We start from the raw sequence: 15,694 nt of genomic DNA, 5'->3' as shown, positions 1-15,694 counted from the left end.
CGGGGATGGACATCCGCAGTCTGCTCGATCGGCAAGGCCGCCTTCAGGCCGAGCGGCCATTCCTGACCTGGGCGCCCTTCGCGGGTCCCGCACGACGCTGGTGCTTTGCGGAGTTCGTTCATGCCGTGCGGCGCTTTGCTGCCGGTCTGCATCGTCGCGGGGTGGCGCCGGGCGACCGCATCCTCATTCACTTGGAGAATTGTCCTGAGGGGCTGATCGCGTGGCTGGGGAGTGCCTATGCCGGTGTGGTTCCCGTCACCACGAACGCCCGGTCGACAGCGACTGACCTTGCCTATTTCGCGGCGCATAGCCGTGCGGTGGGGGCCGTCACCCAGCCCCGCTTCGCCGCGATGGTGCGCGCAGCTGCGCCGTCGCTCGGCTGGATCGTACAGACCGATCACGACGCGGGCGAACCCGCCGCCACCGCGCGACCGGCCGATGAGCGGTTCGAGGACCTTGCCGCCGACCCATCGATCCTGCCGCCCCGTGCCCCCGATCCCTGGGCGCCGTTCGGCATTCAGTACACATCGGGCACCACCGCACGACCGAAGGCGGTGCTCTGGACGCACGGCAATGCGCTCTGGGGCGCGCGATCGAGCGCATGGCACGAGGGGCTGCGCGCCGGTGACGTCCAACTCGTCCACCTGCCGCTCTTCCACACCAATGCGCAGGTCTATTCGGTGCTTGCCGCGCTCTGGGCCGGCGCGTCAATCGTCCTGATGCCGCGCTTCTCGGCGTCGCGGTTCTGGCCGATCTCGGTCGAGCATGGCGCGACCTTCACGTCGCTCGTTCCGTTCTGCGTGCGGTCGCTCCTCGACCAGCCCGTTCCCGAAGACCATGCCTATCGCCTGTGGGCGAACGCGGTCTGCGCGCCGCTGAGCGACGCCCGGTTCGGCATTCGCACGATGGGCTGGTGGGGCATGACGGAGACGATCGCCCACGGCATCGTCGGGACGCATGACGGCGAGGATACGCCGATGTCGATGGGGCGGCCTGCACCCGGCTACGCCGTCTATATCCTCGATCAGCACGGCGCGCCGGTCCGCGCAGGCGAGACGGGTGACCTGTTCGTCGGTGGCGTGCCGGGCGTGTCGTTGTTCCTAGGATATGCCGACGATCCTGCCGCCACTGCCAGGGCATTCCGCCCCGACGGCCTGTTCATCACCGGCGACCGGGTGCGCGTGGACGAGGACGGTTCGCTCTTCTTCGCCGACCGCAGCAAGGACATGTTGAAGGTCGGCGGCGAGAATGTCGCGGCGTCCGAGATCGAGAGCGTCATCGCCCGGGTGGCCGGCGTGGCGGAGGTCGCCGTAGTGGCGATGCCGCATGCGATGCTGGACGAGGCGCCCGCAGCGTTCGTTTTGCCAGCCGCCGATATCCCTGACGACCTGCCCGCGCGGATCGAGATGGCGTGCGCGGCGCACCTAGCGTCATTCAAACGGCCGCATCTCGTCCGGATCGTCGACGCGCTCCCCCGCGCGACGCTGGGCAAGATCGCGAAGGCGCAGCTGCGCGAGACGTTGCTGGCAGACATGGAGGCAAAATCGTGACCGATGTCCAACACACCGACGTCCTCGTCATTGGCGGCGGCGGCGCAGGACTTGCCGCGACGATGCTGCTCTCAACGCTCGGCGTCGATCATCGTCTCGTCAGTGCCTATCCGACTACCTCAGTCCTGCCCAAGGCGCATGTGCTCAACCAGCGGACGATGGAGATCCTTGATGAGCTGGGCGTCGCCGATGCGATCGCGGCGGTGAGCACGCCCGCGGCCAATATGAAGGCGATGGGCTGGTATGCGGGATTTGCCGGCGGCGACGGGCGTGACGGGCGCTGCATCGCCAAGGTCGAGAGCTGGGGCTGCGGCGGCGAGAACCCGCTCTGGGCAGCGGCGAGTGCCTTTCGATCGATGAACCTGCCGCAAATCCGGTTGGAGCCGATCCTGAAGGCGCGGGCCGAGGCGCTGGCGCCGGGCGCGATCCGCTTCCATCACGAAGTCACGGCGATCGAGCAGGACGCGGACGGCGTCACAGTCAGTGTTCGCGATCACGACAGCGAAACCGATTATCGCATCCGTGCGCGCTATGTCATCGCCGCCGACGGCGGTCGGACGGTCTCGCGGCTGCTCGGCATCGCGATGCAGGGGCTGGGCGTGCTCGCGACGACGGCGACCGTGCATGTCAGCGCCGATTTCTCCAACTGGGCGCGCGATCCCGAGGTGCTGATCCGCTGGATCTGGTCACCCGCGCACGCAACGCTGTCAGCAATGGTGCCGATGGGGCCGACGCGCTGGGGACCCGACAGCGAGGAGTGGGTCTATCACCTGAGCTACCCCGGCGACATGCTGTGGTCGATGAGCGATGCCGAGGTCGAGGCGCAGATGCGCGGTGCGCTGGGTATCGGCGACCATCCTATGCACATCCACAAATTGTCCCGTTGGAAGGTGGAGGGGGTGCTCGCCGAACGGTTCCGTGACGGCCGGGTGTTCCTCGTCGGCGACGCCGCACACCGGCATCCGCCGACCGGCGGGCTCGGCCTCAACAGCGCGATCCAAGACGCGCACAACTTGTGCTGGAAGCTTGCCGCGGTACTGAACGGGCAGGCCGGCGACCAGCTGCTCGACAGCTACGAGGCGGAACGTAAGCCCGTCGACGCGCGCAATATCGAACGCAGTCTCCAGAATTCGGCGGCCCACTTGGCCATGGCGGAGACGTTCGGTCTGTCGCTTGAGGCGGGCGAGGCCGCGAACCGGGGCCAGCTCGACCGCCTCTTCTCGGACGATCCCGCCGACGCCCCGTACAAGAAGGCAGCGCGCCGGGCGATCCGGGAACTCTCCATGGAGGCGTCGGAGCTCGCAATTGAATACGGCTATCGCTACGCCTCGGGGGCCGTCATCGACGACGGATCCCCGGAACCGACACTCGCCGACTCGGTGCGCGATTACGTCCCGATGACGCGGCCGGGCGCACCACTGCCACATGCCTGGATCGACGATGATGCCGGTCGTCGCCGCCCGATCAGATCATTGATCGGACACGGCCGCTTCCTGCTCATCGCGGGTGAGCTTGGCCAGGAGTGGGTCGAGGCGGCACAGCGAGCGAGCGAGGCCATGGGCGTTGCGATCGATGCTGTGCGCATCGGCCACCTGGACGGCGACTGGTTCGACCCGCGTCTCGCCTGGGCCAAGGCGCGGGGGATTGGGCCGGAAGGCGCGATCCTTGTCCGACCCGACGGATTCGTCGCATGGCGAACGGCGGATTGTACTGGAGATTTGCTCACGGGGATCGAACATGTCGTCGACGCCATCCTGTTCCGCGAGCGCGCCCCCGCTGTCGATGTCCCAGCCCCATCGTGCGGGAACACGCGTGACCATCGCATCGAACGCTCTAATCGGCCCATGGTTGGCCCGGTTGCGCGGCGAAACTAAAGCCCCGCCGCGAGGCCGCGTCGCTGCTAATGCTGTGTTGACCCAAGAGCGGACTTGAGCGTGCCCCAAGCCGGCCTCATCTGTTGCTTGACCCGCCGCTGCTCGCCGACACCCAGCCCGCCATACACCTTCTTCCATCGATAGAAGGTCTGCTCCGATATGCCCATACGGCGGATGGCCTCGGCCACCGGCGTGCCCGTCTCCGCCTGCTTCAGCGCAAAGGCGATCTGCTCTTCCGTGTACCTCGACTTCTTCATGTCCCAGCTCCTTGCCCACAGGCTTCAAAGGGCCGGAAAACTCTCACTCAGCTGGGATGAAAAAACAGGGGGGGGCGTCACCCTTCAAAGCCCGCTGGCCGAAAGCCGGGGCATGAGGAAGACGAAGCAAACCCCAAGATCGGATCGCGTTTTGCGCTGGAGCGGGCGGAGACAGGCAATTGGGTGGCCGAAGTGATCCGGCGCGTGGGGATTTCCGAACAGACGTCCTCCCGCCGGAGGAATGTCTGCGATCGCAGCGATACTGCGAGACAACCTTCATCTTGGCAACGCCCCCCGGCAATGCTGCGGCCCCCTCATTCATCCGGTTCTCGGGAGGCGACCGTGCTCTCAATGGCGCCCTGCGTGTCATCCAGAGCGAGATCGACGAGATCGCGCATCGCGGCGTTCGCCATCGCACCGTCGCCCGCGGCAATCGCGTTAAGCACCCGCCGATGGTCGGGAATGGGGTCGCGGGGCAAGGCGCGCGCCCTCTGCTTGTAGAGAGTCGTCCAGTTCACCGCCGAGCAGATGCTGGCGCTGAGGACGATCAGGGCATCGTTACCGGTCGATTGCAGGATGGCATCATGGAAATCGCGATCCGCCGCGCGTCCCGCCTCGCTGGCCAGCGTGTAGCGCCCCATGGCCGCCAACGCTTCGCGCATGCGTTTCAGATCCGCCTGCGTCCGGCGCCGGGCAGACATTTCGGCGGCGGCAGGTTCCATGATCCGACGCAGTTCGAACAGGCTGCGTATCAGAACCATGTCCGGTTCGCCGGTAAAGGCCCATGCCAGCACGTCCGGATCGAGGAGGTTCCAGCGGATACGGGGAAGGACCCGCGTTCCCACCTTCGGCCGGCTCTCGACGAGCCCCTTGGCGATGAGCGTCTGCACGGCCTCCCGATAGGCCGTGCGCGATACGTCGAGCGCTTCGGAGAAAGCGATTTCGGTGGAGAGTATGTCGCCCGGTTTGTAATAGCCCGAAAGGATATCGACGCCCAGTTGCTGGGCGATCGATCCTCGCAGCCGACGGCCAGTGTCCCGGCGCGTCGCGGGCCTGCTCGTCGAAGGCATGGCACCGCCGCGCTTGTCCTGCGCTTCGGCCGTGGGTCGCCCGCGACGGACCGCTGCATCGGCGTGATCCCCGGCCCCATCGGTCATCTGCCGCCTCTCCTCACCGTTCCCGTCGTTTTATTGGTCTGCGAACGGTGGAAACGCAACTCACCATCTCTAGTCGTACTAAACACGCCGTATCGGCATCCCGAATATCGATGCCCACTCCGGCGCGGAACGCCGGGATTACGGGTCATGCCGGTATTCGGAGGCCGGCAGTAGTCTGTCCCGCGACGCACGCGGCGACCCGACAGAAATTTCTTCGCCAAGTACGCCACCCTATGTTCAAGACCATTAGTCTGAGTTATTATCGTTTCACAGACCGCCGATGCGAACGCAATCGGCGGCGGATCATTCGAGGATCGAAGGGGAGGATGATGAATAGACCTGTATTTCGCGGCGGTGCGTCGATCACGGCACTCGGCTTGGCGATCGCGTTGCCTGCACATGCGCAGAACGTGCAGCCATCGGACCGCGGAACGCCCGCGGCGGTGTCGACGGCAAACGATCCGTCCGACGCGCCGCAATCGGCCCAGGATGCCCAACCGCAACCGGAGGATATCGTCGTTACGGGCGTACGTGCGAGTCTGAAGGGTGCGCAGCAGATCAAGCGCAACGCCGCCCAGGTAGTCGACTCGATCGTCGCCGAGGATATCGGCAAGCTGCCGGACAATACCGTGTCGGACGCCCTGCAACGCGTGACCGGTATTCAGGTGTCGCGCGCCGCGGGCGAAGTGGGCACGGTGCTTGTCCGCGGCCTTCCGGACATCGAAACGCTCATAAACGGTCGCGAGATCTTCACGGGAACCGGGCGCGGCGTAGCCCTCCAGGATATTCCCGCCGAACTCGTCGCCGGTGTCGACGTCTACAAGACAAACCTTCCCAGCCAGATCGAGGGCAGCGTTTCCGGAACCATCGACATCCGGCTGCGCCGCCCGTTCGATTTTGACGGCCTTCAGATCGCCGGCGGCGCGCGGGGCATATATTCCGACAAGCGCGACAAATGGAGCTACATCGGCAGCGGCTTGGTCAGCGACCGCTGGCAGACGGGCATCGGCGAGATCGGCATCCTGATCGCCGGATCATACAACAAGCGCCGCTACCAGGATCAGACGGCCTTCAACTTCGGCTTCAATCCGCTGTCGGCCGCGAACCCGACCCTGATCCCGGACACGGTCGGCGGCCTGGTGACAGATGGCGACCGCACCCGCCAGTCCGTCAACGTCGCGCTGCAGTGGCGCCCCTCCCCCAACCTCGAATTCTACGCGGACGGACTCTACACGGGGTATCGCCAGGATTATGACGTCGACTTCTTCGTGGGGCTTCCCAAGGCCGGCGATGTCACCGTCAATACGGTGCAGGACGGATCGGCCGCATCGGCGGAAACCGGCAACCGGCCGGTCGCGCGAACCATCACGACCCGCAACAATTTCACCATCACCAGCAAGCAGACGTTCCACCAGACGACCGACGGCTATCAGGCGAACCTGGGTGGCAAGTGGACGACGGGCCCGGCCGTGCTGTCGGGCGAATTCACCTACAACAAAAGCGACGTCACCAGCCGGCAATATGTCGTCGACACCGCCTTCGTCGTGCCACGCATCGACTATGATTTCGATGCCGGCCGGACGCCGCGCGTCAATTTCAACGGTTACGACGTCACCGACCGGACGAAGCTCAACTTCCTGACGCTGTTCGACAACCGCAACCTCGCCGCAAGCGAACAATATGCCTGGCACGGCGACCTTCTGTACAACGTCGACGGCGGGTTTCTGAAGAACTTCGCGATCGGCGCGCGCTATGCTCGGCGGACGGGAAGTTCAGCGGGAACGAACCCCAGCGGTTATCCGATCCCGTTCGTCTCGGCCAACGGATACCCGGGCGCCACGACCAACGCGCCCGATGATATCCTAGGCGGCCGACTCGGCGTCGATCGCTTCGCCCTGGCGTCCAGCGACTGGATCCGGGCGAACATCGGTACGGTGCGCGGGCTCGCGAACCGTCCCGCCGGCGACCCGCCGTTCGATCCGGCGCAAACCTTCTCGCTGCGCGAGCGGGTGTTCGCCTATTACGGGCAGGCGGCGTTCGGCTTCGACGCCGGCAGCATGCCCGTCGAAGGTACGATCGGCGTGCGTGCGGTGAACACCGCGACGGACCTCAACGCGATCCAGGTCACCAACTCCGCGACCGGCACGACCCTGTCGCCGATCACCGGCAAGCGCAATCAGCTCGATCTGCTGCCGACGCTGACGCTCAAGATCCGGCCGACGGATCAGATCGTCCTGCGGGCCGTCGCCGGCAAGGCGATCTTGCGGCCGCAGTTCGCGCAGCTCAATCCTGCGATCAGCCTGACGCAGAACGGCCAGACCGGCAATCAGGGCTTCTTCGGAACGGGCGGCGGGGGCAACGCCGATCTTCGCAACGTCGAGTCCAAGAACCTCGACCTCACCGCCGAATGGTATTTCTCCAACACGGGGTCTTTCACCATCGCCGGTTTCTACAAGGAGCTCGACGGCTATATCCAGTCGTATGCCGCGCTCGAGCCGACGATCGCCTCCAACGGGACGGTCCAGCAGTTCCTCATCACGCGTCCGCGCAATACCCAGAACGGCCGGCTGAAAGGTGTCGAAGTCTCCTACACCCAATTCTATGACTTCCTACCCGGACCGCTTGGCGGCTTGGGCGCGCAGGCGAGTTTCACTTATTCAGATGGCCAGGTCGACGACCCGCTGAACATCGGCAAGCGGCAGGAAATCACCCCCGTATCGAAATATTCGTACAACCTCGTTGCGATCTACGAAAAATACGGCTTTTCCGCACGCCTCGCGTACAATTGGCGCAGCAAATATATCGACAGCTATTCGCAGGCTCTTGCCGGCGGCAAGATCGTCGTCTCACCGGTCAAATTCCTCGATTTCTCGGCAAGTTACGCGGTCAACAACGTCATCACGCTGACCGTCGACGCGACGAACCTGCTCAACGAGACGTATCACGATAATTTCGGAACGACGGGGTTCGAGCCGCGCGATACCCGGCAATATGATCGTACGTTCGGCGGTGGCGTCCGTTTCAAGTTCTGACGCGCGTCCTTCCGATGAGGCAGATACCGGGAGATCGTCCGATGTCCTACCAAAGTGCGGCGAGCGCACCGTCGTCGGTTTTTCGGCGGGGCGGGGTCTGTATCGTTCTCGCCACGACGCTGCTGTTTGGCGGCGTGGCGGGCTCCGCGGGGAGCGCTCAGTCCGGCGCAGGCGCCTCCGCATCCGGCTACGCGGACCGGGTGTCGGGTGAGATCACCGGCGTCCACGATCCCGCTATCATCAAGGCCGCAGACACCTATTACGTCTTCAGCACGACCCGCCCCGACGACGGCGGACAGATCCCGATCCGAACGTCGAAAGACCTGCTGACCTGGTCGAAGGCAGGCACCGTCTTCGCCGCGTTGCCCGAGTGGGCGAAACGACGGATTCCGAACGCCAAGGGGCTCTGGGCGCCGGACGTATCCTTCTCGCACGGGCAATACCGGCTGTATTACGCAATATCGTCTTTCGGCAGCAACATCTCCGCGATCGGGCTCGCGACGAACCCCACCCTCGACCCGACGGCGCCGGACTATCGCTGGACGGATCAGGGGCTGGTGATCGCATCTTCGCGGGCGAATGATTACAACGCGATCGATCCCAACGCCTATACCGATGCCGATGGTCGCCAGTGGCTGACGTTCGGCAGTTTCTGGACGGGTATCAAGATGATCCGTCTCGATCCCGAGACGGGCAAGGCTTTCGCCGAGGATCATGAGGTGCGTTCGCTGGTGCGCCGCCCCACCCCCGATGCCGTCGAGGCGCCGTTCCTCATCGACCACGGCGGCTATCATTACCTGTTCGTATCGTACGACTTCTGCTGCCGGGGGGCGGAGAGCAGCTATTACACGATCGTCGGCCGATCCCGCGACGTCGAGGGCCCCTATCTCGATGCCGACGGCAAGCCCCTGATGAAGGGGTTCGGCCAGGTCGTGCTGCACGCCAAGCTCGATCCGAGCGGCCGCTGGCGCGGCCCCGGACACGTCGGCCTGCTGCGCGATGGCGGTCGGGACTTCATCGCCTACCATGCCTATGATGCGAAGAACAAAGGCATGCCAACCCTGCGCATTCAACCGATCGAATGGACCACGGACGGCTGGCCGGTTGCACGATGACCCATTCATACAGGAGCGATGCCATGACTCTCGAACCGACCCGCAGGGCGATCGTGGCCGGCCTCGCCGCGGCCCCCCTGACAATGACGCCGCTTCGCACGGACGCTGCGGTGGCGACCGCGCCGCAGCCTTCGCCGACGCTCTCGAATCCGCTCGTCCGCCGGCGCGCCGATGCGCAGATCTTCCGGCACTCCGACGGCCTTTACTACATGACCGGGTCGGTGCCCGAATATGACCGGCTCGTCCTGCGGCGCGCGCGCACGCTCGCCGGCCTGAGCACGGCCGAGGAGGTCGTGCTCTGGCGGCACCAGCCGTCCGGCCCGCTGTCGGGGTTCATCTGGGCGCCCGAGCTTCATCTGGTCGACGGCCGCTGGACCATGTATTTCGCCGCCGGGCCGAGCGGTGGCGGCGAGGATGTGTTCCGCATCCGGACCTACGCGATCGTCTGCTCGGGTGCCGACCCGATGCGCGGGACATGGTCAGTGCTCGGACAGCTGCAGACGCCATGGGACAGTTTCACGCTGGATTCGACGTCGTTCGTCCACCGCGGCACCCGCTACCTCTGCTGGGCACAGCGTGAGCCGGGCATCGACACCAACAGCAATCTCTATCTGGCGCCGCTGGCCACGCCGCTCACCCTCGCGTGCGCGCCTGTCCGTCTGTCCGTTCCCACGCTCGATTGGGAGACGCGCGGGTTCAAGGTCAACGAAGCGCCGGCGCTCCTCGCGCGCAACCGACGCCTGTTGCTGACCTATTCGGCGAGCGCCACCGACGCGCGTTACTGTATGGGGCTGCTGACGGCGGACGCCGGGGCGGACATCATGCAGCCCGGCGCCTGGTCCAAAAGCCAGGTCCCGGTGTTCGTCTCGTCCGCGGCGACCGGCGTCTACGGTCCCGGCCACAATTCCTTCACGGTGGACGAACAGGGGCGCGACATCCTGGCGTATCACGGACGCGACTATGCGGACATCAAGGGCGACCCCCTGTTCGACCCGAACCGCGAGACGCGGGTGCAGCGCATCTATTATCGCAAGGACGGTACGCCCGATTTCGGCATTCCCGTCGGCAACGGACCGCTTCCGCTGCGCCTCTCGCCGGCCGGGCGCCCGGATGCGTTCCTGGCTGTGGAAGGGGATCGTGTCGGAGTCGGGGATGGCCCGCTCCCGTCCACCCAGCTGCGCCCGATCGCCGGGCCGGACGACACCGTCTCGTTCGAGCCGATCGAACGTCGCGGCGAACGGCTCGTCTATGCGGCCGACGGGCATCTGTCCGTCGCGCGGACATCCCGCGATGTCGGCAGCATGTTTCGCCTGCTTCCCGCCGCCGGCAGTGTCACGATCCGCAGCGCCGACGGCAGGCGCGCCCTTCGAGTGACCGGAACCGGTGCGACGGTCGTACCGGGACCCGGCACCAGGTTCGCGATCACCTGAACGATTGGTGCGGGGCCGTCGGCCCGTGCCAAAGCGACGTGTACCGCCCGTGCGGCATCCTCAATCGGACCGACGATTCCGTTTCGATCGACATCGTTCTACACCCGCGCCAACCGGCCGCTTCAATCCTCGCGGGCGGACGTCCGAACGTCGTCCGGTACGAAGTTGGAGGGCGTCATGGGCGGCGGCATGCTCGGGGACAGGAGTTCGCCGGTGTCGGGATCGTAGCGGAACGTTTCCACGACGTCGTCCATCGTGGCCGTGATGACACCGTGCACAAGATCGTCGTTCACCATGAGGCGGTGCGGTGCGCCGTTGCCGCAGCCGATCAGCGCGCTGTCCTGAAACCCCGTGCGCCCCGCCGGTCGGATTAGGCATATTGTGCCCTGCGGCCGACCGATCTCAAGCCAGCCCTCCACCGTGATACGGTGGTAATAGAGGCCGCCACCGTCCGGTGCGATCGTCGTAAACGGCGCACCCCGGCCATACCGGTGTCCGTTGCCGGGGATGCCCTAACGGCTGAAATCCAAACCAATCCCCTTCGCGGCGCCAATGTTAAGGCTGAAAGTCCGTCCGCTGATTGACAAGCTACCGCTGAAAAGCCCGACATTTAGATTGTAAGTCGTCGCATCTCCCAAAAGATCACTCACTTGACCTGCATTAGAGAAAGAGAGTCCTCCGCCAGCTCCAGCAGCAGCACCAAAAACTACGCCGTTATTCGATCTTACGCTGCCACGGGTAAGATAATTGGCAATTTGGCCGCCGTCAAAGCGCTGTCTAGATACAGAAACCTGTCCGCCGACAGCAGTGTGCCCTAACCCAGCCTCAGCAGATGCCCCCTCACCCGTCAGGGCCGCAGGGTTGGCGATTGGCGGATAGCGTTCATCCGTTCAGCGATGCACCGACGATGGAGCCAGTTGGAACGTATAATCACGTCCCCCTATTGGCAAAGACATGGTGCGTTTCTCAGCATCCCCGGAAAAAGATATGGAGGTCTCTTCTCCTGCCGGAAATATTCCTGCCTTTGTAAAACGACCCTTCACATACCCTGTCAGACCGAACTTCATATCTGACAGCCTAAAAGGAGCCGATGACGCCCCATAGGATATACCGCTGCCGCTAATAACAATATCGCGGCAGCAATCATTATGATACGTTCTGTAAACAGTCTTCACATCCAGCACTCGAGATCGCGTCGTCACAAAGAAGATGGCTATGGCTCCAGCTAGTATCATGGCTAAAACTAGCTGAACCTTTCTATTTTGCTCGATTCCCGATGGCGATTGGAAAACCATGATTACCTCGGGCAGCTAATGGTGACGATGGTCGTATTTGAACGTGTTCCACCAATGCCTAACCCAAGCGTTGACCCGGCATCGGTCTGTCCCACATGTTCACCAGAATTGGGATCGAAGTTGTCGCTGATCGCGTAAGGACCAAGCGTAGCAACGACGTTGTATTTAACTCCGGAGAACGCGGAAAGGTTTCGCGAAGAGCCGCCTCCATAGGACACGTCAACACCTTTTCCGCCGATGAAAACGCCATCGAACGAGGTGTGGAATGTGCCGGAATAGCCGTTGCTTGTCTTGAACGTGCCGAACGCATCTCCGCTAGTGCCCAAGGCGGAGACGTTGAACTCGGAATACTTGAACGTCACGCTCCCCGAGTTCTTCATAGCATTCGGAGACGGCCGACAGGGTTGAGGCTGGTTATTCTGCGGCGAGGCAAGCATCACGCCGAACGGCGATTGGCTAAATTATATAAGTTTACGAATACAGTTTGCCAGATAAGAAGGTCAATAACAGCTGCCGGCGTTAGCAGTACTACTGGAAAATGTCCGCCACCGCTTTTGAGGAGAAGGATACCTGACAAGTGACAGACTGCCGCGACGAACGCGACCAACCAATAAAGTAAATCAGACCTATAATCCCTGAGCGTAACTAGCATTCCCACCAGCACCGCTATTGATAATGTAGATAAAAATGCCCTTACGTGGCCCCCTTGCCAAACAAAAAATGCAAATACGGGCGACGCTACAAGCAAAGACACCCACCAAAGCCAGGTTGGATATCTGTCCATTCCTGGCAAGGCGGCTCTCTGGCCCAGCATAAAAGCTATTCCCTCCCCTCGCGACATTCCCGATATGTGTCGTATGCATCAATTGCATCCAACGCCACAGCGGTTACCCCTGAGACCTTCCCGAGGAATTTGACCGCGGCACCTGCGCCGCCCTTGAAAGACGCCCAATCTGCCATCATAAAATGGTAACCGAGAAACCCGTTGGAAAATGCCGATGCGTCCCGGGACTGAGCGCTACTAACGCCAGCCAAAACCAAGCCCGTGCCCGCTAATCCAAGCTCGGTTGTCCGCGCCCGAGCCTCACCAACCAAGGCGACAAGCTTTGCCTCCGGTGCCGCAAAGCTGAGAGCTAGCACTGTGCCATCGACCGCTAGCGCGGCGCCATTCTGCTTCGCAGATTTCCAAGCGCACTGCATCGCAGAAGCCTTATTCTGCGGCTAGCATTTCACGCGTATGAAGTCGACAGGGTTGCCATTCAAATCTGGTATACCAATAGAGCCATAGTCCTGAGATAGCCGCATTAGGAGAGGGTGATCACCGCCTATTTCAACCAAGGGATTTTCTCTTGAATGAACCGCAACTTCAACCTCGGGTAAGACCGAGACTCCTCCTTTGTCCTGCCGAAGGACATATCGGACCGAATTACCTTGGTAACTCAGCGTTCCTTCCCGACGCAAAACAAGATTAGGCCGGGTGGCATCGGGGTCATTAGAGAAGCACCCAGCAACTCTTGGCAGCAGATCAGGGCGGTTTGATGGCTTCGCCAATACAATCACAACTCCGGCGATAAATACCGCTGCCATCGATGCCTTTATAATTTTGCTCATGTTTCAGTTCGTATGATTGTAATTACAGCCAAAGAAGCCGGTATTTGTCACGCTTGCCGAGCCACCCGCTCCGGCTGAGGGCCCAACGCTACCGCCTACTAACCGCTTATCTGTCGAGAAGTTTAGGCTACCCGTAAAACCAGGAACAGAGCCACTTACATTGGCATTGACACCGAAAAGATCCTTAGCGCTGCGATAATATCCGCCCCTCATGCCGGCGCTCAAGTCGTAACCTTCGCAACTGCCCCCGGCATAGAAGAAACCGCCACTGCCACTGGAAATGTTGTAGAACACGCCAACTGATCCAGTCACACCAAGCCCGGCAAAAGCCGAACCTTCGCCGTAGACGACAACTACGCCGCCCGGTTCGTTTCGCACCTTCTCGCACTCAGTGAGCGGAGGCTTTGGCGCAACATTCCTTTGCGGCATGGAAGGAGCCGGAGCGGATGGCGCCTGAGGCCTACCGCTACCGCCACCACCGCCGCCTCCAGGGAATGAGGGCGCATAGCCGGGTCCCCAAGTTGGTTGCTGGTATCTATACCAGTCACTCGGGTCGAGCACCCAGGAGCAGACCTGCGGCAGGTTGTAATTCTGGTAATCTCCGTCGCTGTTGATGTAAAATACGACGGGATATGTGCATTCCTGATGAATCAGCCCGCTCGGATCGATCGCATTAATCGGATCGCCACCGACGTAATTGTACCAGTTCATGCCATCGCCGTATCCGATCGGATCGGTCTGCAGGAAGCGGCCCAGCGTCGGCGAGTAGGTGCGTGCCTTATAGTCGTACAGCCCCAGGCTCGGCAGCCACTTCTGCCCCGTATACTGGAACCGGCCGAGGTTGCCCGACTGCGGGATGCCGAACTCGTCGTAGCGGTTGATCGCCATCGCCTGCCCCGCATCGTTCGTCACCGCCACGATGCTGCCCCGCTCGTCGTCGTGCAGCCAGCGCCGGTCCCCCATCCCCGATCCTTCGTACCAGATCAGCGGCTCGTCGCTGCCCGGGCCGTAGACGTAGCGCCGCAGCAGCGCACCGCTGTTCTGGTCCCCTTCCGCCAGCACGTCCGCGCCGTCGTAGACCAGGCTCGTGTTGACGCCATTCTCCGCGTTGATGTTGAACAACCGCCCGACCGGATCGTAGGCGAGGTTCGCCCCCGGGCTCGTCGCCAGCTGGTTGTCGACCGTGTAGCCGTAGCCGCTGCCGCCCGAACTCGTCAGATTGCCGCGCCCGTCATAGCCCAGCGTCACCGGCCCGGCCTGCGTATATTGGTTCAGCCCGTTGACGCTGTAGCCGCGATCCGCGTTCACCGCGGCGGTCCACGCATAGCCATCGTTCGACACGCTCCGGCTCGTGATCTGACCGGCCGGGTTGTAGCCCAGGCTCACCGTCAGGTCACTCCCGCTCCCCGCCAGATCCTGCGTCAGCTGCGAAAGCCGCGAGGCCGCGTCATACGCATAGCTCGTCACCGTGCCGTTCGCCCGGGATAGGCTCGTGCGCCGCCCCAGGTCGTCATAACCGAACGTCACCAGCACAGTACCCGCACCGTCGCGGATCGTATTCATCTCGCCGGTCACGAGATAATCGTACCCCACCGCATTGCCGTCGTTCCACGTCAGCCGCGTCCGCCGACCCGCCGCATCATACTGAAACGTCGCGTTGCCAGGCCCATACCAATTGTCCCCCTGACCCGTCCGCCGGCCGAGCGCGTCGTAAACGAACGTCAACACCCGGCCGTTGCTGTCCGACGCGCTCGCCAGATTGCCCAGATTGTCGTAGCCGAACGACTGGTCCGTCTCCCAATAGGTCGTGTTCGGCCGGTCCTTCGACACCACGCGGTTCAGCGCGTCATAGCCATAGTTGATGACCTGCCCGTCGCGCAGACGCCGCTGCGTCACGTTGCCGTTGGCATCGAAGCTGCGCTGCTCGTAGCTGCCGCCCGAATAGCTCGTGGTCACCTGACGGTCGAACCCGTCATAGCCTGCTGTGGTCACGTTGCCGTTGGCATCCGTCACGCTCGCCACCTTACCGTCGGCGGTATAGCTCGTCTGCTCAAACGCCTGCGCGCCCGTGCCGTAGGCGGTGTAGACACCGGTGACCTGCCCTGTCGAAGCCAGCGCACTTCCAGCCAACTTACCCACGGCGACACCCCCCGCGATACCTCCCACATCAAACAGAGCACCGAGATAATCTCGGTTGGCAAGATGCGCGAGGGCGCCAACACCTGACGCCGCAAGTGATACAGCGCCGGAAACCGCCGCAACATATTCCAGTGCGACTAGACCAGCTCCGGTTGGCGCAGCTGCCAAGCCGGCAATCCCCGCTCCCACAGCCAACTCACCAAAGTAGAGACTGATCTTGTCAGTTATGTCGGC

The 15,694-nt window shown here is 63.0% G+C and carries 9 protein-coding genes and 1 pseudogene; 5 read left to right on the top strand and 5 right to left on the bottom strand.

The window, feature by feature from the left end; genetic code table 11:
- Positions 1-5 precede the first annotated feature (5 nt).
- Positions 6-1,550, top strand: coding sequence for an AMP-binding protein (locus tag DM480_RS13540; RefSeq protein WP_198665839.1), 1,545 nt, complete (start codon positions 6-8; stop codon positions 1,548-1,550).
- A complete protein-coding gene (locus DM480_RS13535; protein WP_198665838.1) occupies positions 1,547-3,424 on the top strand; it encodes an FAD-dependent monooxygenase in 1,878 nt (625 codons plus the stop codon). The genes DM480_RS13540 and DM480_RS13535 overlap by 4 nt, the downstream gene beginning before the upstream one ends.
- Positions 3,425-3,507: 83 nt before the next feature.
- On the opposite strand, the pseudogene DM480_RS13530 reads toward DM480_RS13535, so the two are convergent.
- Both DM480_RS13530 and DM480_RS13525 read right to left on the bottom strand, forming a co-directional pair.
- Positions 3,508-3,681 (bottom strand): annotated as a pseudogene (locus DM480_RS13530) (transposase); the annotation flags it as partial.
- Between the two features lie 314 nt (positions 3,682-3,995).
- A complete protein-coding gene (locus tag DM480_RS13525) occupies positions 3,996-4,751 on the bottom strand; it encodes a FadR/GntR family transcriptional regulator (protein WP_115381355.1) in 756 nt (251 codons plus the stop codon).
- A 464-nt stretch (positions 4,752-5,215) separates the two neighbouring features.
- Here DM480_RS13525 and DM480_RS13520 point away from each other — a divergent pair, with 464 nt between their 5' ends.
- Genes DM480_RS13520 through DM480_RS13510 form a run of 3 tightly spaced genes read left to right on the top strand, consistent with a single transcriptional unit; the run spans position 5,216 to position 10,415 of the window.
- Positions 5,216-7,870, top strand: a complete 2,655-nt coding sequence (locus DM480_RS13520) for a TonB-dependent receptor (protein WP_157968801.1) — start codon at positions 5,216-5,218, stop codon at positions 7,868-7,870.
- Positions 7,871-7,911: 41 nt separating this feature from the next.
- Positions 7,912-8,985: an arabinan endo-1,5-alpha-L-arabinosidase gene (locus DM480_RS13515; RefSeq protein WP_115379811.1), complete on the top strand. Its 1,074-nt coding sequence runs from the start codon at positions 7,912-7,914 to the stop codon at positions 8,983-8,985.
- 23 nt (positions 8,986-9,008) lie between these two features.
- The gene (locus DM480_RS13510; RefSeq protein WP_115379809.1) at positions 9,009-10,415 is read left to right on the top strand and encodes a glycoside hydrolase family 43 protein; all 1,407 of its coding nucleotides are present in this window, start codon (positions 9,009-9,011) and stop codon (positions 10,413-10,415) included.
- A 122-nt stretch (positions 10,416-10,537) separates the two neighbouring features.
- Here the strand turns inward: DM480_RS13510 and DM480_RS18130 are convergent, their stop codons facing one another.
- From DM480_RS18130 to DM480_RS13500, 3 genes are all read right to left on the bottom strand, one after another.
- A complete protein-coding gene (locus DM480_RS18130) occupies positions 10,538-10,834 on the bottom strand; it encodes a hypothetical protein (RefSeq protein ID WP_115379807.1) in 297 nt (98 codons plus the stop codon).
- Between the two features lie 878 nt (positions 10,835-11,712).
- Entirely contained in the window at positions 11,713-12,072 is a 360-nt protein-coding gene (locus tag DM480_RS17970) for a hypothetical protein (RefSeq protein WP_125471539.1), read from the bottom strand.
- 1,252 nt (positions 12,073-13,324) lie between these two features.
- Positions 13,325-15,460, bottom strand: coding sequence for an RHS repeat-associated core domain-containing protein (locus tag DM480_RS13500; RefSeq protein WP_125471538.1), 2,136 nt, complete (start codon positions 15,458-15,460; stop codon positions 13,325-13,327).
- Between the last annotated feature and the right edge of the window lie 234 nt (positions 15,461-15,694).

It is taken from the genome of Sphingomonas sp. FARSPH, assembly GCF_003355005.1.
Classification (GTDB): Bacteria; Pseudomonadota; Alphaproteobacteria; order Sphingomonadales; family Sphingomonadaceae; genus Sphingomonas.
This window is presented reverse-complemented; position numbering and strand designations above follow the sequence as displayed.

Coding starts and splice junctions, on each gene's coding strand:
- DM480_RS13525 (WP_115381355.1), bottom strand. CDS start 4,751: ATGCCTTCGACGAGCAGGCCCGCGACGCGCCGGGACACTGGCCGTCGG.
- DM480_RS13510 (WP_115379809.1), top strand. CDS start 9,009: ATGACTCTCGAACCGACCCGCAGGGCGATCGTGGCCGGCCTCGCCGCG.
- DM480_RS13515 (WP_115379811.1), top strand. CDS start 7,912: ATGTCCTACCAAAGTGCGGCGAGCGCACCGTCGTCGGTTTTTCGGCGG.
- DM480_RS13540 (WP_198665839.1), top strand. CDS start 6: ATGGACATCCGCAGTCTGCTCGATCGGCAAGGCCGCCTTCAGGCCGAG.